This is a genomic window from Serinibacter arcticus, assembly GCF_003121705.1.
Classification (GTDB): domain Bacteria; phylum Actinomycetota; class Actinomycetes; order Actinomycetales; family Beutenbergiaceae; genus Litorihabitans.
Genome location: NZ_PYHR01000002.1, coordinates 2,895,743 through 2,921,819, shown reverse-complemented (window position 1 = coordinate 2,921,819; position 26,077 = coordinate 2,895,743). Strand labels below are relative to the sequence as shown.

The 26,077-nt window shown below is 73.0% G+C and carries 20 protein-coding genes and 1 riboswitch; of the genes, 8 read left to right on the top strand and 12 right to left on the bottom strand.

Features of this window, described 5'->3' with window-relative positions:
* Window positions 1-35 precede the first annotated feature (35 nt).
* Window positions 36-1,580 carry a CotH kinase family protein gene (locus tag C8046_RS13075; RefSeq protein WP_235866325.1) on the bottom strand — a complete coding sequence of 515 codons (1,545 nt, stop codon included), beginning with the start codon at window positions 1,578-1,580 and terminating at the stop codon, window positions 36-38.
* A gap of 127 nt (window positions 1,581-1,707) precedes the next feature.
* Between C8046_RS13075 and C8046_RS13070 the strand changes: the two genes are divergently transcribed.
* Window positions 1,708-2,442 (top strand): hypothetical protein, encoded by a 735-nt coding sequence (locus C8046_RS13070; RefSeq protein WP_235866324.1) that lies wholly within the window; start codon window positions 1,708-1,710, stop codon window positions 2,440-2,442.
* Between the two features lie 39 nt (window positions 2,443-2,481).
* Window positions 2,482-3,144: a hypothetical protein gene (locus tag C8046_RS13065; RefSeq protein ID WP_109229826.1), complete on the top strand. Its 663-nt coding sequence runs from the start codon at window positions 2,482-2,484 to the stop codon at window positions 3,142-3,144.
* 21 nt (window positions 3,145-3,165) lie between these two features.
* Here the strand turns inward: C8046_RS13065 and C8046_RS13060 are convergent, their stop codons facing one another.
* Window positions 3,166-3,753: a helix-turn-helix domain-containing protein gene (locus tag C8046_RS13060; protein WP_109229825.1), complete on the bottom strand. Its 588-nt coding sequence runs from the start codon at window positions 3,751-3,753 to the stop codon at window positions 3,166-3,168.
* A gap of 67 nt (window positions 3,754-3,820) precedes the next feature.
* Here C8046_RS13060 and C8046_RS13055 point away from each other — a divergent pair, with 67 nt between their 5' ends.
* Together C8046_RS13055 and C8046_RS13050 are read left to right on the top strand one after the other, a co-directional pair.
* On the top strand, window positions 3,821-4,564 hold the full coding sequence (locus C8046_RS13055; protein WP_109229824.1) for an AzlC family ABC transporter permease: 744 nt from the start codon (window positions 3,821-3,823) through the stop codon (window positions 4,562-4,564).
* Complete coding sequence (locus C8046_RS13050; RefSeq protein ID WP_199224476.1) at window positions 4,561-4,884, top strand: AzlD domain-containing protein; 324 nt, start codon at window positions 4,561-4,563, stop codon at window positions 4,882-4,884. Before C8046_RS13055 ends, C8046_RS13050 begins: the two co-directional genes overlap by 4 nt.
* Before the next feature lie 16 nt (window positions 4,885-4,900).
* Here C8046_RS13050 and C8046_RS13045 read toward each other — a convergent pair whose 3' ends face one another.
* The 3 genes from C8046_RS13045 to C8046_RS13035 all read right to left on the bottom strand — a co-directional run bounded on the left by C8046_RS13045 (window position 4,901) and on the right by C8046_RS13035 (window position 8,370).
* Window positions 4,901-6,271 carry an MFS transporter gene (locus C8046_RS13045; RefSeq protein ID WP_109229823.1) on the bottom strand — a complete coding sequence of 457 codons (1,371 nt, stop codon included), beginning with the start codon at window positions 6,269-6,271 and terminating at the stop codon, window positions 4,901-4,903.
* Between the two features lie 67 nt (window positions 6,272-6,338).
* A complete protein-coding gene (locus tag C8046_RS13040; RefSeq protein ID WP_146197161.1) occupies window positions 6,339-7,274 on the bottom strand; it encodes a hypothetical protein in 936 nt (311 codons plus the stop codon).
* 28 nt (window positions 7,275-7,302) lie between these two features.
* On the bottom strand, window positions 7,303-8,370 hold the full coding sequence (locus C8046_RS13035) for a VIT1/CCC1 transporter family protein (protein WP_109229821.1): 1,068 nt from the start codon (window positions 8,368-8,370) through the stop codon (window positions 7,303-7,305).
* A 127-nt stretch (window positions 8,371-8,497) separates the two neighbouring features.
* Between C8046_RS13035 and C8046_RS13030 the strand changes: the two genes are divergently transcribed.
* The 4 genes from C8046_RS13030 to C8046_RS13015 all read left to right on the top strand — a co-directional run bounded on the left by C8046_RS13030 (window position 8,498) and on the right by C8046_RS13015 (window position 14,880).
* Window positions 8,498-9,595, top strand: coding sequence for a carboxylate-amine ligase (locus tag C8046_RS13030; RefSeq protein WP_109230932.1), 1,098 nt, complete (start codon window positions 8,498-8,500; stop codon window positions 9,593-9,595).
* A gap of 69 nt (window positions 9,596-9,664) precedes the next feature.
* The gene (locus C8046_RS13025; protein WP_109229820.1) at window positions 9,665-11,884 is read left to right on the top strand and encodes a TM0106 family RecB-like putative nuclease; all 2,220 of its coding nucleotides are present in this window, start codon (window positions 9,665-9,667) and stop codon (window positions 11,882-11,884) included.
* Window positions 11,794-13,635 carry a DEAD/DEAH box helicase gene (locus C8046_RS13020; protein WP_158277215.1) on the top strand — a complete coding sequence of 614 codons (1,842 nt, stop codon included), beginning with the start codon at window positions 11,794-11,796 and terminating at the stop codon, window positions 13,633-13,635. Before C8046_RS13025 ends, C8046_RS13020 begins: the two co-directional genes overlap by 91 nt.
* Before the next feature lie 333 nt (window positions 13,636-13,968).
* Window positions 13,969-14,880 carry a hypothetical protein gene (locus C8046_RS13015; protein WP_109229818.1) on the top strand — a complete coding sequence of 304 codons (912 nt, stop codon included), beginning with the start codon at window positions 13,969-13,971 and terminating at the stop codon, window positions 14,878-14,880.
* A 323-nt stretch (window positions 14,881-15,203) separates the two neighbouring features.
* Here C8046_RS13015 and C8046_RS13010 read toward each other — a convergent pair whose 3' ends face one another.
* The 7 genes from C8046_RS13010 to C8046_RS12980 form a co-directional block, all read right to left on the bottom strand.
* On the bottom strand, window positions 15,204-16,148 hold the full coding sequence (locus C8046_RS13010) for a carbohydrate ABC transporter permease (RefSeq protein ID WP_109229817.1): 945 nt from the start codon (window positions 16,146-16,148) through the stop codon (window positions 15,204-15,206).
* On the bottom strand, window positions 16,145-17,134 hold the full coding sequence (locus C8046_RS13005) for a carbohydrate ABC transporter permease (RefSeq protein ID WP_109229816.1): 990 nt from the start codon (window positions 17,132-17,134) through the stop codon (window positions 16,145-16,147). Before C8046_RS13005 ends, C8046_RS13010 begins: the two co-directional genes overlap by 4 nt.
* 143 nt (window positions 17,135-17,277) lie before the next feature.
* Entirely contained in the window at window positions 17,278-18,672 is a 1,395-nt protein-coding gene (locus C8046_RS13000) for an ABC transporter substrate-binding protein (RefSeq protein WP_109229815.1), read from the bottom strand.
* 498 nt (window positions 18,673-19,170) lie between these two features.
* Window positions 19,171-21,549, bottom strand: a complete 2,379-nt coding sequence (gene metE, locus C8046_RS12995) for a 5-methyltetrahydropteroyltriglutamate--homocysteine S-methyltransferase (RefSeq protein WP_109229814.1) — start codon at window positions 21,547-21,549, stop codon at window positions 19,171-19,173.
* Window positions 21,550-21,771: 222 nt separating this feature from the next.
* Window positions 21,772-22,785, bottom strand: coding sequence for a methylenetetrahydrofolate reductase (locus tag C8046_RS12990; protein WP_109229813.1), 1,014 nt, complete (start codon window positions 22,783-22,785; stop codon window positions 21,772-21,774).
* A gap of 49 nt (window positions 22,786-22,834) precedes the next feature.
* Window positions 22,835-22,935, bottom strand: a riboswitch (SAM riboswitch).
* 212 nt (window positions 22,936-23,147) lie between these two features.
* The gene (locus C8046_RS12985; protein WP_109229812.1) at window positions 23,148-23,861 is read right to left on the bottom strand and encodes a fasciclin domain-containing protein; all 714 of its coding nucleotides are present in this window, start codon (window positions 23,859-23,861) and stop codon (window positions 23,148-23,150) included.
* A gap of 389 nt (window positions 23,862-24,250) precedes the next feature.
* Window positions 24,251-25,945: a molybdopterin-dependent oxidoreductase gene (locus C8046_RS12980; protein ID WP_109229811.1), complete on the bottom strand. Its 1,695-nt coding sequence runs from the start codon at window positions 25,943-25,945 to the stop codon at window positions 24,251-24,253.
* Window positions 25,946-26,077 lie beyond the last annotated feature (132 nt).

The window sequence follows — 26,077 nt, the reverse complement described above, 5'->3', positions numbered from 1 at the left end:
CCCGGCGGCCCTGCGGACCCGCGGCCCGGCGGGGATCAGGTGGTGGCGGACGCCGCGGCGTCGCCGTCCTCGTCCTCACGGTTCGGGACCGCCGGCTGCTCGCCCGAGCCGGCCCCGGGGCGGCCGCCGCCGGCGACCGGGCCGCCGCCACCCGGGCCGGTGGCCGAGCCGGGCTCGAAGGACGTGATCGCGTCGCCCTCGGCGGTCACGACGTCGGCCGGGACGAGGTCGCTCGCTCCGTCGGTGAGGACCGACGACCAGGTGGCGACGACGTCCTCGAGCAGGCCGGAGTCGACGAGCTCGGCCTGCAGGTCGGCGGCGGCCTCGTCGACCAGGGCGGCGAGGTCGTCGTCGGCGAGGAAGCGGTCGACCAGCGGGTTGGACCGGGTCATGCCGCCCCTCCCGCCGTCCATCCCGCCGTCGGGCAGTCCGCCGTCGGGCAGTCCGCCGTCGGGCAGGACGGGCGCCTCGCCGTCGGGCAGGTCGGTCGGACGCTCGCCCGCCCCGGGCGGCACCCCGCCCGCCCTCGCACCCGCGGCACCCGGCATCCCGCCGCCGTCCGTCACTCCGCCACCGCCGCCCACGTTGGCCACCCCGAAGGCCAGGTTGTGGTCCCACGCGACCACCGTGAACTCTTCCGTGGCGGCGTCCCAGTAGAGGTAGGAGTTGTTGCCGGGCCCGCTGATGTCATCGAAATTCCCGATGAGGTCCTCGAAGGCGAGGTAGCGGGCGAGCTGCTGGACGTCGAGCAGCTCCGGCAGCTGGGCCGCGAAGTCGGCGTCGCTCGCGTTGTTCGCGAGATCCAGCAGCTCGACCAGCGGCGCGTAGTCGTCGGCCCCCGCCTCGATCTCGAACGCCTCGGCGTAGGCCGCACCGTCCTCGCCGCGCCAGGAGTAGTCGCCACCGGCCTCGGCCTTGTAGAGGACGGACCCCGCGTCGGCGCTGCCGTCGGCGAAGTTCTCCTGCGTCCAGGTGTCGTCGAGGTTCTGCAGCGTCAGCCGCACGACCTCCTCGCTCCCGTTCACCGAGAACCGCGTCGCCACCGCCCGCTCCGAGGCGAGGCCCGCCGCCTCGAGGAGGTCGAGCGCGACCGCCTCGTTGAGCGACGTCTCCGACGAGCTCGCGCGCACCACGAGGTCGGTGTACCCGTCGACGTCCGAGTCGTCCGTGAACTTGTCGAGCCGGATCCGCCACGGCAGGTCCTGCGCCGGGGTGTCGACGGTGACGCCGCGCAGCGTCGAGTTGCCCTTGAGCTTGATCCCGACGCCGTCGTACGTCTCGCCGTCGATCGTCACCGACGCGGTGATCCACTCCTTGTCCCCGGAGTCCAGGTAGGTCTGGAGCATCGTGGTCAGGGCGGCGTCGTCGACGTCGATCGCGATCTCGTGGACCGTGCTCGCGTCGAAGAAGGTGCCGGGCTCCCCGGTCGCGACGGCGGGACTCGCCGTCGCCGAGCCGGCCGCGTCGCCCGTCGCGGGGGCGCACCCCGCGAGGGCGATCGCGACGGCGGCGCCGAGGGCGGTGAGCCGACCGGCGGCGGTGCGTGAGGTGGGTCGCGTGGTGGGTCGCGTCGTCATCATGGTCCGATCTCACCGGGGGAGCCTTCGACGCCGATGGGTCGCACCTGTGGTGCCGCTGTGAGACGGGCCCGCGGCGCTGTCGGTGCCCGCGGCTAGGCTCACCACCACGACGACGAGAGGTGGCAGCGTGCGCGAGGAGAGGCTCGACGCCGACGCGGTGCTCGCCACGATCACTCGGCTCGAGCACCGCATCGCGGCGCGGTTCCCCGAGCGCGGCCTCACCGCCGTCGCCGGCCGGCTGCGGGTGGTGGCCACCGACGTCCGCGACGCCAGCCGCGCGCGCGACCCGCTCCGGCTGCTCCGGACGGCCTGCCGGATCGTGATCGCCCTGCTCGTGCTGCTGATGGTCGCCGTGGTGGTGCTCGCGCTGGTCGAGCTCGTGCGGCAGAGCTCGGAGGTCCCGGCGCTGCCGACGCTGGAGTGGTTGCGCGGACTGGAGACCACGATCAACGACGCCGTGTTCGTCGGCATCGCGATCCTGTTCCTCTGGCTGCTGCCCACCCGCGTCGAGCGGACCCGCGTGCTGCGCGTGCTGCACAGGATGAGGTCGCTCGCGCACGTCATCGACATGCACCAGCTCACCAAGGACCCCGAGCGCTTCAGCCCCGCCTTCCGTCCGACGGCCGAGACCGTCGACAACGCGATGACGCCGAGCGAGATGGCCGGCTACCTCGACTACTGCTCGGAGCTGCTCTCGCTCGTGGGCAAGACCGCGGCGCTCTACGCCGAGCGCACGACCGACTCGGCGGTGCTCGCCACGATCTCCGACATCGAGGCGCTCACCACCGGGATGTCGCGGAAGATCTGGCAGAAGGTGGCCCTCCTGCCCGTGGACGACGGCGCTCCGCGGCGCCTGGCCTGATCCCCCGCCCCCCACGAGGCTCGCGTTAGGGTCGAGGCGATGTTCAACGACTTCAGGCGTCGGCGCGCCGCCCGCCGGGTCAAGGCCGGGGACGGGCACGCCCTCCAGCGCTACCGGTGGTGGCAGCCGCTCTCCCGAGCCCTGCTGCACCTGCCGCTGCGGGACGACGACGGCACGGAGCACCGCTGGAGCGTGGACGTGCGCCTGTGGGGCGACGACAACGGCGACGTGATCGGCCAGCTGTACCGCGACGACGTCAACGTCAACCGCTCCACGCTCCCCGCCACCTTCGACGTGCCGGGCGGGGTGATCGAGGTCGCGGCGTCGGGCTTCGGGATGCGGCGCTGTCACTTCGTGGGCGTCGGCGGCGTGGAGCGCCAGCTCGTGCCCGACCCCGCCTCGGCCGAGGGCCGCCGCGCACGCCTCGAGCAGAACCGCCCCGGGCTGAGCCGCGCGATCGGCATCGTCAGCGTGCTGGTGCTGCTCGTCGCCCTGGCGCTCGGCATCCCGCAGACGGTCGAGCAGATCACACGGATCCCTCCGGTCGCCGAGCACCTCGGCACGTTCGTCAGCCCGATCCACCTCGCCGGCTGGGCGAACATCACCCTCGCGGTCGCGGCGCTCATCGCCAGCTCCGAGCGTGCGCTGAGGCTGCGCTACCACTGGCTCCTCGACGGCGGACTGTTCGACGGCGACGACTGACCGCCGCCCCGGTCGGGTGGGTCAGCCCCGCTCGGACAGGAGCACCGCCGTCGTCCCCGGCACGAGCGCGTCGAAGACGTGCGGCTCGTCGCCCGGGTAGGCGAGGTAGTCTCCCGGCGCCAGCTCGACGGGCGCCTCGGCCGGACCGACCAGGGCGCGCCCCGACGCGAGCACGACGTGCTCCTGCGTGCCGTGGGCGTGGGGAGCCGAACGGCGCGGGGTGCCCGGCTCTCCCGTGATCAGGTAGACGTCGCGTCGCGCACCGGGCGGGCAGGCGGCGAGCAGCGTCGCGGTGTAGCTGGTGGCGTCGCCCGAGGGCACGCGTGGCCCCTCCCCCGCCCGGATGAGGCGGACGGGCGACGGCGGCGGGTCGACCAGGGCGGAGAACGGTACGCCCAACGCGTCGCTCAGGGCCCAGAGCGTCTCGACGCCGGGGTTGCCCTGGGCCGCCTCGAGCGCGGAGAGCGTGGACTTCGCGACGCCGGCGCGGCGCGCGACCTCCGACAGGCTGAGGCCGCTGCGGGCCCGGGCGGCGCGCAGCCCGGTGGCCACGAGCGCCCGGATGTCGGGCTGCGGCGCGGGCGCGACGTCGTCGGGAAGCTCGTCCATGCGTTCAGGCTAGCGCACGAAGCGTTCGGCTTGACGAACGACCGGGTCGGGGTCCACGATCCTCGACATGTCCTCCCTCTGGTCAGGTGTGCCACGCGAGCTGCGCCGCAGCGTGCTGCTGGTGACGCTCGCCGTCGCCCTCGTCGGTGTCGCCTACGGCGTGACGGCGACGGCGAACGGGTTCGTCGTCTGGCAGATCGTGCTGCTCGCGGTCGTCGTGCTCGCCGGGTCCGCCGAGCTGCTGTTCGTCGGGATGGTCGGGGTCGGCGCCAGCCCGTGGCTCGCGCTGGGTGCCTCGCTCCTGCTCAACCTCCGCAACGTCGTCTACGGCATGGCCGCCTCGCCGCTGCTGCGCGGCTGGCAGCGGTGGGTCGGGGCGCACCTGGTCAACGACGAGACCGTCGCGCTGGCCGCCGCGCCGAGCGGACCCCGGGCCGCTGTCGGCCCGGTGCGGACCCTCGCCGAGCGCCGCACGACCTTCTTCCTGACCGGGATCGGCGTCGCGGTCGGGTGGCCGGTCGGCGCCGTCGTCGGGGCGACGCTCGGGCAGGTGGTCCCGGAGCCCGAGGCCTGGGGGCTCGACGCCGTGCTCCCCGCGCTGCTCGGCGCGCTCGCGATGCCCGCGATCCGGAGCGGGAGCACGGTCGCCGTCGCGGTGCTCGCGGGGGCGATCGCACTCGTGGCGACGCCGCACGTGCCGCTCGGGCTCGCGCCCGTGATCGGGCTCGCGGCGGTCGCGGTGCTGCTCGTGGGGCGCGACGGCGACGCTGGCGGCGCGGGCGGCGCCCGCGACGGGCTGGTGACGTCGTGACCGAGGTGATGATCGCCGTCGTGCTGCTGGGGATCGGGACCTACGGGACCCGGCGCGTCGGCGTCGCGCTGGGCGGCCGCGTGACCGAGGGGCCGCGGGCGAGGGAGTCCGAGCGGGTGCTCGACCACGGGATCGTCGCGCTGCTCGTGGGCGTCGCGCTCACGACGGCGATCTACAACGGCCACGAGATCGGCGGCTGGGCGCGCCCGCTCGGCGTCGCGTGCGCGCTGACGGCGGCGTGGCTGCGCGCGCCGCTCGCGGTGAGCGTGCTGCTCGGCGCGGGGGTGACGGCGGGGCTGCGGCTGCTCGGGCTGGAGTGAGGCGCGACGCGGCGCCTCAGGCGACCGGATGGCGGGCGTCGTACCGCAGGAATCCGCGGTTGGCACCCGCGAGCAGGAGGACGACGGCGACGCACACGATCCCGCCGCCCACCGCCGCGAGCGCCTCGCCCCACCAGGTGGCGGCGGACCCGAGCACCAGGTCACCCAGGCGCGGCCCGCCCGCGACCACGACGATGAAGACGCCCTGCAGGCGGCCGCGCAGGTGGTCGGGCGTGGCGGACTGCAGCACGGTCTGGCGGAAGACGGAGCTGACGGCGTCGGCGGCCCCTGCCCCCACCAGGCACAGCCCGCCGACGATGAGCAGCGGCAGCAGCACCGAGTCCGGTGACGTCCGGCCGGCGATCAGGAGGACGACGCCGAACCCCGTGGTGCAGGCCCCGAACGCGCAGATCGCGACGACGATCGCCACGCCCTGCCGCCGCACGCGCGTGAGACCGCCGGACAGCGCGCTCGCGAGCACCGAGCCGATCGCGATCGCCGCGGTCAGGCTGCCGGTCGTGGCCTCGCCGCCACCGAGGATGACGGCCCCGACCGCCGGGAAGAGCACGCGCGGCATCGCGGACACCATCGCGACGATGTCCAGGAGGAAGGTCATGCGGACGTTCTTGCGGGTCCGCAGGAACTGCAGGCCCTCCCACACGGCCGCGAAGCCGACGCGACGGCGTGCGGGGACGGGGGCGACGGCGGGGGTGACGGTGTCGGGATCGGCGTCGGTGACGAGGTCGAGCGGCTCGGGCGTCGGGTCCGGCGCCGCCTCGGGCGCCCGGTCCGGTGGCAGGCTCGGCAGCCGCAGCAGCGCGTACAGGGCGAAGCTGAACAGCACGAGGTCGAGCGCATAGGTCCAGGCGAAGCCGACGTTGGCCGCCAGCACCGCCCCCACCACCGGCCCGACCGTCAGCCCGAGCGACCCGGTCAGCGCCCCGAGGGCGTTGGCGGCCGGGAGCAGCTCGATGCCGATGAGCCGCGGGATGATCGCCATCCGGGTCGGGGTGTTGACCGCCATCCCGGCCGACTGGACCGCGATCAGCGCGTAGAGCAGGGTGACGGACTCGAGGCCGAGCGCGGCCTGGACCACGAGCCCCGCCGTCGCGAGGAACATCACCGACGCGGAGGCCAGCGCGATCGTGCGGCGGTCGAACGCGTCCGCGAGCGCCCCGCCGTACAGGCCGAGCACGACCAGCGGCACGAGCGCAGCGATCCCGAGCAGCCCGACCGAGAACGTCGAACCGGTCAGGTGGTAGACCTCGAGCCCGACGGCGACGAGGCTGACCTGCGTGCCGATCTGGGAGACGCCCAGTCCCCAGAACATCCGGCGGTAGGCCGGCGAGACCCGCAGCGGGCGGGTGTCGAGGAGGACGCGGGGCACGTGGGTCCACGCTACTCCGCGGGGTCGGCGTCCCCCGGGGTCGTGGCGGGTGGAGCCGTCGTCGTGATCAGTCGCAGGGCTCGAACCCCGGAGGGACGGGGCGGGCCGTCGACTCCCCGGTGCGCTCGAACTCCTCGAGCATGGCGGTCAACTCGGCCGCCCCGGTGAGCGGTGCGCACTCGAACCCGCCGTCCGGATAGGTCTCGAAGGTCTCCGGGGTCGCGGCGACGACGTCGGGCAGGTTCCACGCGACGACGTCCTCCATCGAGCGGAGCAGGTCGCGGCCCGTGCGCTCGTCGCTCGTGAGGCCGTCCTCGTAGTCGTCGTGGAGCGCGTAGGCGCTCGCCGTCAGGGCGTTCGCGCCGCGGTAGTCGAACGCGCTGGTCGACTGGTCGGTGATCTGGGGGAACCCGAGGTCGCCGTCGGTGCGGTCGAGGATCTCGCGGAGCTCGCCCGCGAGGCCGTCGAGCTCCGCCAGCGCGCACTCGGGCAGCTGACCGAGCAGGAGGAGGGGCGAGGAGGGGTGCGGCGTCCAGGCCATCGCCGGGACGACGACGGCGGAGGCGGGCGTGGGCTGCGCGGCGGTGAGGTGCGCCGCGGTGAGGTGCGCCGCGCTGAGCTGCGCGGAGCTGGGCTGCGCGGCGGCTGACGCGTCGGCGTCGCCGTCCTCGCCGTCGTCCTCGAACGACCGCTCCCACGCGGCCTCGTCGCCACCCACCACGACGACCCGGCCGTCGCGGTAGACGACGACCTCCTCGAACCCGAGGGCCGACTCGACCAGCAGGATCTCGCCCTCGCCGAGGCCTTCGAGCGTGAGGTCCGCGGCCGGGAGCGGATCGCCGCAGGCGGCGCCGGCGCCGGTCGGCAGGTCGAGGCGCTGGCCGCAGGCCGCGAGGGCGGGAACGGCGAGGGCCGCGGCGGCGAGGAGGGCGACGGCGGGCGCGGGGCGTCGTCGTCCGGTCGAGAACCACCGGGTCGTGTCCATACCTGTCTCTGTCACCACGACTCCGATCCTTGCGCCGAACGCGGCCTCAGGCCACGTTCGCACCGAAGAGCAGGCCGAGGGCGTAGGTCGCGGCGGCGGCGCCCCAGCCGATCGCGAGCTGGCGCAGCGCCCGGCGCAGCGGCGGACCGCCGGACAGGATGCCGACGATCGCCCCGGTGACCAGCAGCGCGAGTCCCACGAGGCCCGCGGAGACGAGCACCGCCGTCGTGCCGGAGAGACCGACCAGGTAGGGCAGGACGGGGATGATCGCGCCGCCCGAGAACAGGCCGAAGCTCGCGAGCGCGGCCCCCCAGGCGCTGCCGATCTCCTCGTACTCGGCACCGCTGCGGCGCGGCTGGACCTGGTCGGGCCGGTAGGAGCGGATCGAGCGGAGCGCGTGCGCCTGCGCCTCCTCGTGGCTCTCGCCGCGCGCCCGGTAGACCAGCGCGAGCTCGTTGGCCTCGAGGTCGAGGTGCGGGAAGGCGGTGCGGGCGAGCGGGTCCGGAGTCGAGGCCTCGAGCAGCTCGCGCTGGCTGCGGACCGAGACGAACTCCCCCGCGCCCATCGAGAGCGCGCCGGCGAGGAGGCCGGCGATGCCGGTCGCGAGCACGACGCCGGTGCTCACCCCGGTCGCCCCGATGCCGAGCACGAGGGCGAGGTTGGAGACGAGGCCGTCGTTCATGCCGAAGACGGCGGCCCGGAACGAGCCGGAGAGCTGGGCGCGACCGCGCGCGGCCAGCGAGCGGACGACCTCCTCGTGGATGCGCTCGTCGGCGACCATCTGCGGGGTGGCGTCGCGCTCGTCGGCGTAGACGGCGCGGGCCTCGGCGCGCTGCGCGAGCGCGAGCACGAACACCGAACCGAACCGGCGGGCGAGGAAGCCGAGCCAGCGGGTCCGCAGCGCGCCCCTGCGCGGCTTGCCGACGTCGTCGCCCAGCAGGTCGAGCCAGTGCTGCTCGTGCCGCTTCTCGGCCTCGGCGAGATCGAGCAGGATGGCGCGCTCCTCGCCGTCGCGACGGCTCGCGAGGTCGCGGTAGACGGCGGCCTCGGCACGCTCGTCGGCCAGGTAGGCGCGCCAGCGGCGAAGGTCTGAGGGGGAGGGCACGACGTGCATCCTGACCGGAGGGCGCCGCGGCGCGCAACGTGTCGGGTGGCCGAACTCCGGGCGTGGGGCGGCCGGGTGACCCGGTGGTCGCACATCGTTCTACCGGATCCGGGTGGACCTCGTGCACGCTGGGGCGATGCGGACCGTGGGTGTGGAAGAGGAGTACGTGCTCGTGGGGTCGGACGGCTCGCCCGTGGCCCGGGCGAGTGCGGCGCTGGCGCTGGGCGACGCCGTCGAGGGGCACCGTCCCTCGGGGGACGGCGGTCCGGGCGGCGACATCGAGGGCGAGCTCGTCGAGCAGCAGATCGAGACCTCGACGCCCGTGTGCACCGAGCTGGCCGACATCGGCGTCGAGCTGCGGGCCGCGCGACGTCGCACGCAGGCGGCGGCCGAGCGGGTGGGGGCGGACATCGTCGCCGTCGGGACCTCACCCCTCCCGGTCACGGTGCAGATCCGGTCCAACGAGCGCTACGACGGCATCAAGGAGCTCCTGGCGCTGTCCGCGCGCGAACAGCTGACCTCCGGGACGCACGTGCACGTGGGGGTCGCCGACGACGAGGAGGGCGTCCGCGTGATCGACCGGATCCGCCCGTGGCTCAGCGTGCTCACCGCTCTCAGCGCCAACTCCCCGTACTGGCAGGGCGAGGACTCCGGGTACGCGAGCTACCGCAGCTCGGTGTTCGGGCGCTGGCCGAGCACGGGACCGACCGAGCTCTTCGGCGACGCCGCGACCTACCACGCGGTGGTCGAGGGCCTCGTGGCGAGCGGCGCGATCCTCGACGAGGCGATGGTCTACTTCGACGCCCGGCTCTCGGCGCGCTACCCGACCGTCGAGGTGCGGGTGGGCGACGTGATGCTCGAGGCGGAGCACGCCGTCACGCTCGCGGGCCTGGCTCGCGCCCTGGTGACGACGGCGGCGCGCTCGGAGGAGCCGCCGTCGCCCGTCCGGATGGAGGTGCTGCGCCTGATGGGGTGGCGTGCCGCGCGGAGCGGGATCGCCGAGCAGCTCGTCTCGCCCGTGACGTTCCGGCCGCTGCCGGCGTCGGCGGTGGTGGCCGAGCTGCTGGAGCACGTGGGCGAGGCGCTCGAGGAGACGGGCGACGCCGCGGTGGTGCGCGACGGCGTCGCGCACCTCGCGGAGACCAACGGGGCCCGGGTGCAGCGCGAGTGGTTCGCGCAGTCGGGGTCGCTGGCGACGGTGGTGCGGCGCGCGCACGCGCGGACGGTGGCGTGAGGGGCTGACGCACGGGCCGATGTCGGTGGGTCGGCATAGCCTCGGGGGACAGTCTTCCGAAGGGGTGCGATGTTCCTGCTCGACGACGTGGTCGTCTACTCACCGACCGACATCACGCTGGCCGCGTGCCCGTACGAGCTGCTGCGGACGCTGGACGTGAAGCTCGGCCGGGCGGAGGCGCTCGAGGTCGAGCCCGACCCGATGATGCGCCGCGCCGCGACGATGGGTGACGCGCACGAGGAGCGGGTGCTGGCCGCCTACCGCGCCGAGTTCGGCCCGTTCGACGGCGCCGCGCAGCGCGGGGTGGCCGAGATCGTGGACGACGGCGAGGGGCCCGAGGCCTTTCGGCGCGGCATGGTCCCGGCGCGCGACGCCACGCTCGCGGCGATCGCGGCCGGCGCGGACGTGGTGTTCCAGGCGACCTTCTTCGACGGCCGCTTCTACGGCCGCGCCGACTTCCTGCTCAAGGAGCGTGCCGGCGCGACGGCGGAGGCCGGCCCCCGGCCCGTCCTCGGCGGGCGGGGCGACGGCGTCGAGGGCCCGGTCTACGCCGTCGTCGACACCAAGCTGACCAACCACGTGCGTGCGAGCGCGCTGCTGCAGATGGCGGCCTACGCCGACCAGCTGCTCGCGGCCGGCGTGCCGGTCGCCAACCGCGTGACCGTGCACCACGGCAACGGTGAGCGCAGCGACCAGCTGCTGGAGGACCTGCTCGAGGTCTACCGCGGTGAGCGCCGGACGGTCGAGGCGCTGATCGACGCGCACGTCGCGTCCGGGGTGCCGGTGGCGTGGGAGGAGTGGGCCGACCCCGCGGGGACGCCGGCGGTGCTCGCGGCGCTGCCCGACGACGTCGCTCTCGGCCGCCGCGCGTGCGGGCGGTGCGACGCGTGCCGACCCGAGGTCGAGCGCAGCCGCGACGTCCGTCTCGTGCACGGGATCCGCGCCGTCCAGCGCACCCGGCTGATGGGGGCCGGGGTGCGCACGGTGGCGGATCTCGCCGCGCTGGCGCACCCGGTCCCCCGTGTCGCGCCGCCGGTCCAGGCACGCCTGACGCGGCAGGCCCGGCTGCAGGCGGGGCAGCTGGCCCGGCTCGACGAGGCCGCGGCCCACGGGCTCGTCGCCGGCCCCGGGATGCGTCTGGTGGGGGCTGACGGCTCGGCGCCCGACGGTGCCGCGGCCGAGGTGGCGCGCGGGATCGAGCCGGTGGTGCGCTACGAGGTGGTGGATCCGGCGTCGCTGCGGGCGCTGCCCGAGCCGTCGCCGGGGGACGTCTACTTCGACTTCGAGGGCGATCCGATGTGGTCGGTCTCCGGCGGCATGGAGGGTGGCCTCGAGTACCTGTTCGGGCTGATCGAGGAGCCGGCGGACGGCGACGAGGCCGAGCGGTACGTGACGTTCTGGGCGCACGACCGCGCGGAGGAGAAGGCCGCGCTGGTGGACTTCCTGTCCTACGTGCGGGCCCGGCGCGCACTGCACCCGGACATGCACATCTACCACTACGCCAACTACGAGCGGGTGGCGCTCGAGCGCCTGGCCGAGCGTCACGGCGAGGGTCTCGAGGCGGTGCTGACCCTGGCGCGCGAGGGGGTCCTGGTGGACCTGTTCCCGGTGGTGCGCAACGCCGTCGCCGTCTCGCAGGCCAGCTACTCGATCAAGAAGCTCGAGCCTCTCTACATGGGCGAGGAGCTGCGCGAGCTCGACGGCGTCACGACCGGCGGCGACTCGGTGGCGCGCTACGCCGAGGCGACGGCGGCCCGCGCGGCAGGCGACGAGGCCGAGTTCGCCCACGTGATGGACGAGCTCGCGAGCTACAACCGCTACGACTGCGTCTCGACGCGGCGGCTGGTGCAGTGGCTGCGCTCGCTCGCGCACGGTCGGCACGCGGCCGAGGCCGTGGGAGAGCCGGGGCTCGAGGTCGTGGAGCCCCGCGAGGTGCGGCGGCCGCTGCCCCCGTGCGCGAGTCCGACGTCGCGGGGATCCTCGACGAGGCGCACCCGTTCGAGCCGACGCCGCGCCAGCGGCTGGCCGGGGTGCTGCGCGACGCGGCCGGGCCCGGACCGCGCGAGGACGCCGACGACCAGGCGCTCGCCCTGCTCGCGGCCGCGCTGGACTACCACCGACGCGAGGACGCCCCCGTCTGGCGGGCGCACTTCGACCGGCTCACGCTGCCGCTCGACTGGTGGGCCGAGACGCGGGACGTGCTCGTCGTCGACGACTCCCCGGTCGGCTGCGAGACGCTCACCGGGTGGTCCGGGGGATCGACGCGGCAGTCACGCACGCTGCGCCTGACCGGCGACCTCGGGCCGGGCAGCTCCCCCGAGGGGCTGCGCGAGGGCTTCCTGGTCTACGCGGTGCGGGAGGCCGAGGGGCTCGTCGTCGGGTCGGGCGCCGCCTACGCGACGACCCGCGCGAACGTCGAGGAGGTGGAGGTCTCGGCCGACGGGACCCGGGCGGCTGTCGTGGTGCGCGAGGGCGCGCCGGCGCCGTTCGCGCTCGGCCCCGACGGACTGACGGCGACGCCGGTCGCGCTCGTCCCGGGGCCACCGATCCCGACGCGGTCGATCGAGGAGGTCCTCGAGCACCTGGCCGAGGAGGTCGCCGGCGTGACCGGGGGCGAGCTCGTGGCGGCGGCGTCCGGTCGTGAGAACGGCGACGACGTCGACGACGCGCGCGTGCGCCTCGCCGTCGACCCGGGTGCGGTCCGAGGGCGGCTGGGCGCGGAACCGCGCTGCGGGGTCGAGCTGCTGCGCCGCGGGCGACCGCGGCTGACCGGTGGCGGTGGGCTGCCGCCGGTCGTCGACGGCGACTACGTCGCGGCGATCACGGAGGCGACGGCGCGGCTCGACTCCGCGACGCTGGCCGTCCAGGGACCGCCGGGGACCGGCAAGACCTACGTCGGGGCGCGCGTCATCGCGCGCCTCGTGCGCGAGCGGGGCTGGCGCATCGGCGTCGTCGCGCAGTCGCACGCCGTCGTGGAGAACCTGCTCGACGAGGTCATCGCGGCCGGGCTCGAGAAGGCCCGCGTGGGCAAGATGCCGAAGGACCTGCCGACGGTGACGAACGGCATCGCTCCGCCGCCGTGGACGATCGTGCCGAAGCCGGACTACGCCCGGTTCCTGGCCGAGCACGCCGAGGACGGCTGCGTGCTCGGCGGCACCGTGTGGGACCTGACCAACCGCAAGCGCATCGGTGATCGCGAGCTCGACCTGCTCGTCGTGGACGAGGCGGGGCAGTTCTCGCTCGCGAACACGCTCGCCGCGTCGACCGCGTCGCAGCGACTGCTGCTGCTCGGGGATCCGCAGCAGCTCCCTCAGGTGACGCAGGGGTCGCACGACGAGGCCGTGGACACGTCCGCCCTGTCCTGGATCGCGGGCGGGGCCGCGACGATGCCCGCCGACCGCGGCTACTTCATCGAGCGGACGTGGCGGCTGCACCCCGACCTGTGCTCCGCCGTCTCGGCGCTCAGCTACGACGGCCGGCTTCTGCCGCAGCCGGTGGTGACGCAGCGGCGCCATCTCGACGGGATCGCGCCCGGCGTGCACCGACGGCTGGTGTCGCACCGCGGCAGCTCGACGGCGAGCCCCGAGGAGGCGGACGAGGTCGTGCGGATCGTGCAGGACGTCCTCGGGCGGGCGTGGACGCCGGGTGGCGACGAGCACGCGCTCGCGCCTCACGTGCCGCTGCCGATGACCGAGGTGATGGTCGTGGCCGGGTACAACGCCCAGGTGGCGTGCGTGCGAACGGCGCTGGACGCCGTCGGGCTCACGCAGGTGCGGGTGGGGACCGTGGATCGGTACCAGGGGCAGGAGGCCGCCGTCGCGATCGTGACGCTCGCCGCGTCCTCGGCGACGGACGCTCCGCGCGGTCTGGAGTTCCTGCTCAACCGGAACCGCCTCAACGTGGCGATCTCCCGGGCCAAGTGGGCGGCCTACGTCGTCCACTCCCCCGGCCTCACGGACGCGCTCCCCCACGGCGGCCAGGCCCTCGCCGACCTCGGCGCCTTCCGACGCCTGATGGCCACGGCCCACCCCAGCCCCTAGCCCCCAGTCCCTCAGGCCCACCAGGGGGTACTTCCCGCCCTCGAGGGGCACTTCCTGCCGTTCGAGGGGGCACTTCCCGCCCCACCAGGGGGTACTTCCCGTCGCTTGAGGGGGGGGTACTTCCCGCCCCTTCAGGGGGCGACGTCCGCCCCCACCCCTGCCCGACGACGGTCCCACGCCGCCCCCGGCCGTGCTGCACAGCTCCTCGACCAGCCGGTCTCTGCCCCAGCATTCTCGGACCGTCGACTGTCCCCAGCCTCGACCGCCGGCCCCGGTCTCCCCCGATCTCCGCGGCGGTCGACCGCACGTCCCACGCGACCGCAATCCTGCGGCATGGCACTGATCAACAACGGCCTCCCGTTCGCCACCAGCCGCAGCAGCGACGTCGGGCTCAGCCCGCGGCAGTTGCGTGACGCGCACGACGGCGGGGCCGTCCGCCGGATGCTGCGCGGCGTCGTCGTCGACTCTCGCGCACCTGACGACCTGATTCTTCGCCTGACGGCGGTCGCGCTCGTCCTCCCCGCCGGTGCTGTCATCAGCGACCACACCGCCGCCTGGGTCTACGGTGCAGACACCCGACCCCCTGGCGTCCTGCACGACGGTCGCGTCCACTGCCTCGTTCCCCACAACGGCACGAGGCCGACGTCGTCCCTCGTCTCCGTCCGGCAGACCAACCTGCCCGACGACGACGCCCGCGTCATCCACGGCGTGGCCCTGACCTCACCCGTGCGAACGACGTCGGACCTGCTCCGTCGCCTCTGGCGGCCCTACGCGCTGGCCGCCGGGGACGCGATGGTCCGTGCCCGAGCCGTCGACGTCGAGCCGGTCCTGGACTACCTCGCCTCACTCCGTCGAGTTCCCCGGCTCCGTCAGGCTCGGGACCTGGCCCCCATCCTCGACGGCGCCGCGGATCGTCACGGGGAGTCGTGGATGCGCTGTCGCATCTTCGACGCCGGGCTCCCGCTTCCCGCGCTCAACCATTCCCTGCAAGAGGCCGGTGGCCAGGAGTGGCGCCTCGACGCGTTCTACGAAGCCATCCGGCTCGCCGTCGAGTACGACGGCCGACGTCACCACTCGGTCGAGGCCGATCGCCGTCACGACGACGACCGCCGGACCCACATCTCGAGGGTGCACTCGATCGCCTTCGAGATCGCGACTCGAGAGCGCATCATCGGCGAGGACACGTCGTTCGAGGAGTCGATCGGCCGCGCCCTGGGCTACCCGGTGCGCCCTCGCACCTGGTGACGACGGGGTGACGACGGCGGAGGGTCACGTCCCCGCGGACGTGACCCTCCGCCGTCGTGAGGACAAGGACTCAACCCCCAGCGAGAGCTCGCGAGGGCAGCGATCACCCCCGCGAACGTCCGGAAGTACCCCCTCGCGGGACAGGAAGTACCCCCGCGAACGTACGGATACCCCCTCGCGGGGCAGGAAGTACCCCCGCGAACGTCCGGAAGTACCCCCTCGAAGGGCAGGAAGTACCCCCTCGAGGGGGCAGGGGGCGCGGAGCGAGGGCCCCCGGCCGCGTGCGGTCGGGGGCCCTCGTCGTGCTGGGTCGTGCGTGGCGGTCAGCCCTTGACGGAGCCCGCGAGGAGGCCGCGGACGAAGAACCGCTGCAGCGCCACGAACACCACGATCGGGACGATCATCGAGATGAACGCGCCGGCCGTCAGCAGGTGCCACTGGCCGCCGCGGGAGCCCGCGAGCTCGGCGATCGCCACCGTGATCGGACGGCTGCCCGAGTTGGTGAACGTCAGGCCGACGAGCAGGTCGTTCCACACCCACAGGAACTGGAAGATCGCGAACGAGGCGATCGCCGGGACCAGCAGCGGCATGAGGACCTGGAAGAAGATCTTCACGTGACCGGCGCCGTCGACCCGGGCGGCCTCGACGAGCGCCGGCGGGATGTCCTTCATGAAGTTGTGGAGCAGGAAGATCGCCAGCGGGAGGCCGAACATCGCGTGCGACGCCCACACCGCCCAGAACGTGCCCTCGACGCCGAGGCTCACGAACGCCTTGATCAGCGGCACCAGGGCCACCTGGAGCGGCACGACCTGGAGCGCGAACACGGCCACGAACAGCAGGTTGCGGCCCTTGAAGTCGATCCAGGCGAACGCGTAGGCCGCGAGCAGCGCGATCGTGATCGGGATGACCACGGCGGGCAGCGTGATCACGAACGAGTTGAGGAAGAACGCCCCGAGCCCGCCCGAGCCCGACAGCGCGTTCTCGTAGTTGCTCATCGTGAACGGGCCGGCGAGGCCGGTCCACCACCCGGAACGCTTGATGTCGATCTCCGGCCGGAACGACGTCACGAGGAGGCCGAGCGACGGGACGGTCCACAGGATCGCGATGAGGATGGCCGCGCCCGAGGCCCACGGCGAGGACAGTCGTGAGGAGGCCGACTCCGCGCGCTCGACCACCTTGGCGCGCTTGGCCCGACCCGTGGACTTCTGACCGGGCTCCGGCGCCTCGTCGTCGACGACGGACGTCGACTCGATCGAGGGGTAGCTCATCGCACTTCCTCCGACTTCTTCATCTGACCGATGTTGTAGACGACGATCGGGATCACGAGCACGAACAGGATCACGGCGAGCGCGGAGCTCAGACCCTGGTTGGCCTGCCGGAACTGCTGCGTGTAGAACTCGTTCGCGATGACGGAGGTGCCGAACTGGCCACCCGTCATGGTGCGGACGATGTCGAACACCTTCAGCGTTCCCATGGCGATCGTGGTCATGACGACGACGAGGGCGGGACGCACGCTGGGGATCGTGATGTGGCGGAACATGCCGACACCCTTGACACCGTCGAGACGCGCGGCCTCGATGATGTCGTCGGGGATCGCCTTGATGGCGGCCGAGAGCACCGTCATCGCGAAACCGGTCTGGATCCAGATCATCACGACGATGAGGAAGAACGTGTTCCACGGCTGCGTGATGAGGAACTGCTGCGGCTCGAGGCCGACCCACACCAGCAGCTGGTTCAGCAGACCGGTCTGCTTGACGCCGGGCTGGTCGGGCTTGAACTCGTAGACGAACTTCCAGATGATCGAGGCACCGACCATCGAGATCGCCATCGGCAGGAAGATCAGCGCCTTCGCGAGCTTCTCGAACCGGGTGCGGTCGACGAGGACGGCGTAGATGAGGCCGATCGCGGTGGCCACCAGCGGGACGGCGATCACCCAGATCGCGCTGTTGCGCAGCACCAGCTGGAACGCGCCCTCGCCGAAGGCGGTCGCGTAGTTGTCGAAGCCCACCCACTCGGTGCCGTTGGTGTTCTTGAACGAGTTGAGAATGGTGAGGATGCCCGGGTAGACCAGGCCGACGCTCACCAGCAGGATCGCGGGTCCGACGAACGCGGTGGCGAGAACCCACCGGGGCGTCCGGGACGAGCGGTCGACGGCGAACAGGATCAGGGCCATCACGCCGGCGAACAGCAGGATGGCCAGCACCATCACGAGCAGCTTGCCCGCTGTGTCGTCGGGCCTCAGCAGCCAGTCCATGGAGAACTCCCCTCTTGCGGCGGCGTCGTTGCCGCCGCAGCTCTGTGGTGACGGGACGGGGGCGAGCCCACCCCGGTGAAGACGGATGTCACGGGAAAGTGGGGGCCCACCCGATCACGGATGGGCCCCCACTCACCGAGGGGCTAGTCCTGCCAGGACGCCTCGATCGTGTCCACGACGTCCTCCGTCGAGGAACCGGTCAGCCAGTTCACGATGCCGGTCCAGAAGGTGCCGGCGCCGACGTTGCCCGGCATGAGGTCGGAACCGTCGAAGCGCTGGGCCTCGGGGTCGGCGTTGAGCGCGTCGTAGGAGAGCAGGTCGAACTCCTGCGTCAGGTTGTCGCGCTCGAGGCCCTGGTTGGCGCTGATCCAGCCGCCGTCGGGGGTCGCGATCGCCTTGGCGTTGGCCCAGTCGGCCGACGCGAGGTAGGTCTGGAAGGCCTGGACCTCGGGACGGTCGGCGAACGCGGCGGTGAACTCGCCACCGACGAGCACCGGCGAGGTCTCGCCGTCGCCCGGGAGGTAGAACGCCCAGATGTCACCGTCGGGGGCGACGTTCGTGCCCTCGGGGAGCTGCGTGGCGTAGAAGTTCGCCGCGCGGTGCATCCAGCAGGTGCCGTCGAGCACACCGAGACCGGCGGTGCCCCACGGGGTGGTGGCGATGGAGTCGACCCCACCGAGACCGGCGTTGACGTAGTCCGGGTTCTTGAGGATCTCGCCGGCCGTGTCGAACGCCTCGACGATCGCCGGGTCGTTGAACGGGATCTCGTGCGTGACCCACTGGTCGTACACGTCGATGCCGGCCGAGCGGAGGACGACGTCCTCGATGAAGTCGGTGCCGGCCCAGCCGGTGGCGTCACCGGACTCGACGCCCGCGCACCACGGGAGGGCGCCACCGGCGCCCGCGATCTCCTCGGAGAGCGCCATCATGTCGTCCCACGTCTCGGGGACCTCGTAACCGGCCTCCTCGAACATCGACGGGGAGTACCAGACGAACGACTTCACGTTGGAGCCGAGCGGCGCGGCGTAGAACGTGCCGTCGACCGACCCGTACTCCTTCCACGCGCCGTTGAAGTACTCCTCGACCATCGCGGTCGTGGCCTCGGGGGCGGGCTTGATCGCGTCCGGGTACTCGGCGACGATCGTGCGGAGCAGACCCGGCTGCGGCAGGAACGCGATGTCCGGCAGCGTGTTGGACTGGATGCGCAGGAGGAGCTGGGCCTCGAACTCGCGCGAACCCTCGTACGCGATCTCGACGCCGGTGCACTCCGTGAACGGCTTGTAGGACTCGATCTGGGTGTCCGACTCGGGCTCGACGATCGAGGTGTAGACGGAGACCGTCGTGCCCTCGAGGTCGCCGAACTCCTCGTACGGGGCGCAGTCGATCTCGGTGGCCGCGGCATCCCCGCCGTCGCCACCGTCACCGCTGTCGCCGCCGCCGGAGTCCCCGCCGGAACATGCAGAAAGCACGAGCGCGAGCGCGGCGGTCGCCACGATGGCGGCGCTTCCACGCTTGCGAATGCGAATTGAAGAAGTCATCTGCTGTTTTCCTCCACAGCTCCGTGGTGCATCCGATGCCGACGTGGGCACCAGCGTTCGCCAAACCGTCGCGGCGACGTGCTGATACAACCCCCCGCTCCCCCCTCCCGCAAGCGCCGAAACGATTCGATGAGGGTAACGTTTGCGTCTCATTTTCACCTTCCTTGCGGTGCTGAACGCATCGTTTGTCACTGTTTACACCCGTGTTAACGATCACTTCCGAACGATGTCGACCCGCCAGCTTGGAAGCGCTCCCACACCCGGGCCCGTCAGCCCCCGCAGAACGGGACAGATCGGCCTCGGCGCCGGCCCAGAACATTCGGTTGATAACGCGTCAGGTCTTGCTCAGGACAGCAATTCCCCGCGATGAATTCCCCCGCCCCCACAACCCACTCGCACGAGCCCCGACGCGCACCCCCGATCCACCCCACGACGAACGGGCCGACCCCCACCTCCCCGGTGGGTGTCGGCCCGCTCCTCAGGTCGGTTCGGAGCGCGTCAGCCCACGAGCGACCCACGCACCTCGCGCGCCGCCGCCACGAGGTTCGTCAGCGACCGCGTCGTCTCGTCGTAGCCCCGCGTCTTGAGGCCGCAGTCCGGATTCACCCAGAGCGTGCGCGGCCCGACCGAGGTGAGCGCCCCGCGCAGCAGCTCGACGACCTCCTCCTGCGACGGAACGCGCGGCGAGTGGATGTCGTAGACGCCCGGGCCGATGCCCCGCTCGAACCCCGCCTCGGCCACGGCCGGCAGGATCTCCATGCGCGAGCGGGCGGCCTCGATCGAGGTGACGTCGGCGTCGAGACCGTCGATCGCCCCGAACACCTCCTCGAACTCCGAGTAGCACAGGTGCGTGTGGATCTGCGTGGTCACGCCCACGCCCGAGGTCGCGAGACGGAACGAGGCCACCGACCAGTCGAGGTAGGCCTCGTGGTCGGCCCGACGCAGCGGGAGCAGCTCGCGCAGCGCCGGCTCGTCGACCTGGATGATCCCGATCCCGGCCGCCTCGAGGTCGGCGATCTCGTCCCGCAGCGCGAGCGCGACCTGGTTGGCCGTCTCGCCCAGGCCCTGGTCGTCGCGGACGAAGGACCACGCCAGGATCGTCACCGGACCGGTCAGCATGCCCTTCACGGGCGCCGAGGTCAGCGAGGACGCATACGTGGCCCACGGCACCGTGATCGGCGCCGGGCGGGAAACGTCGCCCCACAGGATCGACGGGCGCGTGCAGCGCGAGCCGTAGCTCTGCACCCAGCCGTGCTGCGTGACGGCGAACCCGTCGAGGTTCTCCGCGAAGTACTGCACCATGTCGTTGCGCTCGGGCTCGCCGTGCACCAGCACGTCCAGGCCCAGCTCCTCCTGCAGCGCGATGACGCGCGCCACCTCGGCCCGCATCGCCTCGGCGTAGGCGGCCTCGTCCAGCGTCCCGGCCCGCAGCTCGGCGCGCGCCCGGCGCAGCTCGCCCGTCTGCGGGAACGAGCCGATCGTCGTGGTCGGCAGCGCCGGGAGGTCCAGGACGGCGTCCTGCGCGGCCTGCCGCTCGGCGTACGCCTCGCGGGTGAACGCCGACGCCGGAAGTCCCGCGGCCCGCTCGCGCACCTGGCCGCGGCGCACCCCGGGCGCGGCGGCCCGGTCGGCCACGACGGCGCGCGAGGCGGCGAACACCTCGGCAGCACCGTCCGGTCCGGCAGCCAGCGCCAGCACCTCGCCCACCTTCTCGTCGGCGAACGCGAGCCAGCCGGCGACGGCGGCCGGCAGCTCCGGGTTGCCCGCCTCGTCGGCCACGGTGTGCGGCACGTGGAAGAGCGAGGTCGACGTCGTGACGCCGGTCGCCGCGGCGCCGAGCGCCCCCAGCTCCTCGAGCCGACCGGCGGCGCGGTCGAGGTCGGTGCGCCAGACGTTGTGGCCGTCGACGACGCCACCGACCAGGGCGACGTGGGAGAAGTCGCGGGCCCCGCCGTCGGGCGCCCGGGTCGCGGGCACGGCGCCCTTGACCAGATCCAGCGCGATCGCCTCGACGCCGGCGGCGAGCAGCGGGTCGACGGCGTCGCCGAGGCTCCCGTAACCGGCGGTGACGAGGATCGCCGGGCGGGCGGCGTCGCCGTCGTCCGAGGCGGCGCCCACCGGCGCGGACGCGAGCACCCCGTAGGCGCGGGCGACGGCGGAGGCCACCTCCGCCGTCGGCGTCGCCCAGGTGTCGCTGGTCAGCGCGGGCTCGTCGAGCTGCACCCACGAGGCGCCGGCGGAGCGCAGGTCGGCGAGCAGCGCGGCGTAGGCGGCCACGACGTCGTCGAGCCGATCCAGGGGCGAGAAGTCCTCGGGCGAGCCGTCGGCGGCCTTGGCCAGGAGCAGCAGGGTCACGGGCCCGATGAGCACCGGGCGCCCGGTGATGCCGAGATCGGCGGCCTCGCGCACCTCCTGGACGCGACGCGAACCGGCGTAGGAGATCGCCGTCGCCGGGCCGATCTCGGGCACGAGGTAGTGGTAGTTGGAGTCGAGCCACTTCGTCATCTCGAGCGGGACGCGATCACCCTCGCCACGGGCGAGCGTGAAGTAGCCGGCGAGGTCGATCGTGCCGTCCGCGGCGCGCAGGTCCGCGAACCGCTCCGGGACGACCCCGAGCGCGACGGCGACGTCGTGCACCTGGTCGTAGTAGGAGAAGTCGAGCGGGATCGAGGAGTCCTCAACGGCGAGACCGAGGTCGCGCAGGTGCGTGAGGGTGCGGCGGCGCAGCTCGGCCGCCGCCTGCTCGAGCTCGGCCTCGGTCGTCCGGCCGGCCCAGTGGGACTCGACCGCCTTCTTCAGCTCGCGGCGGGGCCCGATGCGGGGGTAGCCGAGGATCGTGGCGGTGGGGAGCTCGTGGTGCTGGGTGGTGGCGCTCATGGCGTCTCCTTGGGGCGTTGTTGACGTCGCGGGCGACATCACGGTGTGCGGAGGGGCGACGTCGCGCGGGGCTCCGGCTTGCGACGTCGGTGTGTCGGGTGCTGCGGATGGTCACGTCGCGCGGGGCTCCGGCTTGCGACGCTTCGTACGGATCCGTGTCGGATCGGCGTGGGGCCCGACGGGGGTCGGGCGGGGCGGCGGAGGCGTGCTCCGCCGTCGGGATCAGGCCGGCATTCGCTCGGCGAGCACGTCCTCCAGGAGGGCGGTGACGCCGTCGGCCTTGTTGAACGTGTACAGGTGCAGCCCGGGGGCGCCGGCCGCGAGGACGTCGCGGACGAGCGACGTCGTCGCCTCGAGGCCGATCCGACGGCGCTCCTCCGGGTCGGTCGTGGCGTCGAGCGTGCCGAGGATCTCGGCCGGGTGGGCGATGCCGTTGAGGTCGCACAGGCGACGGATGCGGGCGGGGTCCGTCAGCGGCAGGATCCCGGGCACCAGCGGCAGCCTGATCCCGGCCGCCCGGGACGCGCCCAGCAGCTCGCGGTAGGCCGCGGCGTCGAAGAAGAGCTGGGTGATCGCGAAGTCGGCGCCGGCGTCCTGCTTGGCGCGCAGCGCGACGAGCTCGTCCTCGCGGACGCGGAACCGGCTGGCCCCGGCGACCGCGCCGTCGGTCACGCCGCCGGCGGGGTGACCGCCGTCGGGCGCGGCACCGGCACGCTCGAGGCCCGGGTAGGCGGCGACGGCGATGCTCACCGCCGTGCGGCGGCTGCGGTGGTCGGCGAGCCGGGAGATCGGGTCGAGCCCGCGGGAGCCGAAGCGCTCGGCCTCGACCTCACGGATCAGCGTCACCAGGTCGCACGCGCGGCCGACCTCGCCCGGCGCGGGCTTCCAGTCCACGACACCCTCGGGCGGGTCGCCGCGCAGCGCGAGGAAGTTGCGGACGCCGGCGTCGAGGAAGGCTCCGACGACCTCGCGGAGCTGCTCGGCCGTCCGACCCACGCACGTGAGGTGGGCGATGACCGGGACGGACGTCTCGTTGATGATGCGCTCGACGAGCGCCTGCGACGTCGACGCCGTCGAGCCCGAGGCCCCGTACGTGACGGAGAAGTAGTCGGCGACGTGGTCGGCGAGCTGGGTGACCGTGTCCCACACCTGGGTCTCGCCCTTGGGTGTGCGTGGGGGGTACAGCTCGTAGCTGATCGTCGGTCGCGGCGGACGGTACAGGTCGGAGGTCGTCATGACCGCCTCCCCCGTGCCGTGCTCCGCGGGAGTGGTGCCCGCATTGCTCTCTCCATCGGTCCTGGCGTGAGCACCCTTCCCGCGGGAGGCTTCCGTTGGGGGTTGCTGCGGCGTCGTCGAGCCAGATCTCTCGGCCGCTCTGGATGGTTCTAGGAGAGTAGCGGGGACGCGCGGGGGGCGTCCATCGTTCGGAGCGGGCGTCCGCATCGCGAGATGCGCGACCCGTTCCCGAGACAGCGCGATGCCCCGCCTCCCTGATCGGAGGCGGGGCATCGGCCCACCGGTCCCTCAACCGGCCACCCGGCACCGTGAGACACCGGGAGTCTGTCGGCCCTGCGATGGCCTAGAGGGGGAGGTGCTGATCACATCGGGGGCATGAGGACCGAGTCGATCAGGTACACCGTGGCGTTGGCGGTCTGGACGCCACCGCAGATGACGCTGGCGCCGTTCACCATGAGGTTGTCGCCCTCACCGGTGACCTCGACGGTCCCACCCTGGACGGTGGTCTGCTCGCCGACGACGGCCGTCGGGTCGAGCTGGCCGGGGACCACGTGGTAGGTCAGGATCGTGGTGAGGAGCTCGCTGTCGGTCTTGAGCGTCTCGATCGTGGCGGGGTCGACGGCCGCGAAGGCCTCGTCGACCGGCGCGAAGACCGTGAACTCGTCGCTGTTCAGCGTGCTGACCAGGTCGACGCCCGGGTTGAGCCCGCCGGAGACGGCCGCGGTCAGCGTGGTGAGGAGCGGGTTGTTGGACGCAGCGGTGGCGACCGGGTCGAGCGCCATGCCACCGACGGAGCCGGCGCCGTCCGGAACGGCCTCGGCGTAGGCGGCGCAGCCGGCGCCGACGAGGTTCGCGGCCGGGTCAGCCATGTCGTCGGTCGCGGACTCGGTCTCCGAGGGGGAGGCCGACTCGGTCTCGGTCTCCGAGGGCGACGGCGACGCCGTCTCGGACTCGGACATCGTGGGGCTGGACTCCTCGGTCATGTCCTCGTCACCCGAACCGCCACAGGCGGAGAGGGTGAGCGCGAGAGCGGCAACAGCGGCGATCGAGGTGAAGGTCTTCCGGGTGGTGAACATTGTCAAGCTCCTTCGTGACGGGTGCGGCCTGGTGGCCGGTCTCACGAGTAGTTCGACGTGGTGGGGAATACGGATGGGTCGGATCGCGAGATTTTTTCTGAGCGGGTTCTCGGGAGGGCGGAACCGTGCATCGGCGCGGGTGGTGGGCCGTGGTGATGCGGGTGCTGACGGCGGGAGACGGGTGGTGTCCTCCCCTGTACAGAGAGTGGTGTCCTCCCCTGGACACAGGGGCGGACGCCGTCCTGACGAGGGACGGCCGGCGTCGGGCCGCCGCCACCACGCACGGTGGGGACAGCAGTGAGGGCGACCCTCCGCCGTCGTGACGATCCTGGGTGGATCGGCGACGGCGACAGGATCGCCCTCGGTGGTGCTGGGTGCTGGTGGCCCCCTCAGGAGACCGTGATGCTCCGGGCGTCGTAGCCGGAGGAGCCGTTCGGGATCGGGGGTGCGATCTCCTCCGTCTGCAGCTCGCCCGTGCCGTCGTACGCGCGGCAGCGAATGGTGTGGACGCCCTGCTCGGCCACCCACGTCGTGCGCCACTGGCGCCACGTGTCGTTCGAGAGCGCGGGCGAGAGCTCCACGGGCTGCCACTCGCCGTCGTCGATCTGGATCTCCACGTTCTCGATCCCGCGCTGCTGCGCCCACGCGACACCCGCGATGACGACCTCGTCGCCGACGGCGGCCTGGTTGAAGCCGCGCGGGACGTCGATGCGCGAGGCGGTCTTGATCGGCGCCTGCTCGGCCCAGCCGCGCTGGGTCCAGTAGGCGACCTCGTCGGAGAACCTGCTCACCTTCATGTCGACGATCCACTTCGTCGCCGAGACGTAGCCGTACAGGCCGGGCACGACCATGCGCACCGGGAAGCCGTTGCGCTGCGGGAGGATCTCGCCGTTCATGGCGACGGCGAGGAGCGAGTCCCGGCCGTCGACGAGCGCCTCGAGCGGGGCGGTGAGGGTGAAGCCGTCGATGCTGGTGCAGAGCACGCAGTCGGCGTCCGAGCTCGGCCCGAGGTCCTCGAGCAGGTCCTTGATCGGCGTGCCGATCCACGTCGCGGTGCCCACGAGCCCGCCACCGACCTCGTTGGACACGCAGGTGAGGGTGATCGTGCGCTCGACGAGCGGGAGGTTGACGATCTCGTCGTAGGTGAGCGTGCGCTCGCGGTCGACGAGGCCGTGGATCTTCAGCGACCAGTCGTCAGCCGTGATGTTCGGCAGGGTCAGCGCGGTGTCCACGCGGTAGAAGTCCTCGTTCGGCGTGAGGAACGCGCCCTGACCGTCGACGGCTTCTTCGATGGTGTCGAGGGTGAGGCCGTCGGGGAAGCTCTGCGGCGTGGCGGACGGGACCTGGAGGGCGTCGCGGCTCGCCTGGACGTCGGCGTAGCTGGGGAGGAAGCGGCCGATCGCGGTGGCGGCGGTGGCCGCGGCCGCGGTGATGCCGACCAGGCTGAGGAAGCGACGGCGACCGAGCGCGCTGTCCATCACCGGCGTGGTGGTGCGGCGGGACGGGTAGTCCTGGGGGGTGGGCTCAACATCGGGGTCGACCGGTGCGGCGGGGGCCGCGACCTCGCGACGACGGAAGAGGTAGCCCAGCACCAGGACGCCGACGACGCCGCCCACGATCGAGGGCAGCAGGTCGATGACCCCGACCGCGGCGGGGCGGGTCAGGACGGCGACTCCGCAGATCGCGACGAACGCGGCCAGCAGGACGGCCGCAACCCTCGGGCTGCGGCGCGCGACCAGACCGATGACGGCGGCGGCGATCAGCACCGTGACGCCCATGCCGACCTGCAGCGCGACCTTGTCCTGCTCGCCGAACGTGGCGATCGCGAACTGCTTCAGCCACTCGGGCGTGAGCGTGATGAAGGCGGCGCCGACGGCCAGCAGCGGCGAGCTGAACTGGTTCAGCAGCTGCACCCGGTCGCCGAGGATCGAGAGCAGCTCGGCGACGGCGAGCGCAAGTCCGACCACGACCACGCCCGTGAGCGCACCGAGCCACCGGCCCGGCAGCCAGATCGTCGAGGTGGGGGGCGGGGCTGACGGGGAGGCGTCGCTGTCGCCGTCGCGCTGGGGTCGGGTCGTGTCCATGTCCGTAGTTCGTCGCGGAGGGTCGAGCGGATGGCTCACGGTACGCCTGTTGTCCACAGGGTCGAGGGCCCGCCAGGTCGATGTCGGTGGTCGGGCGTAGCGTTACAACATCAGTTCGAGTCGGGCGGGTTT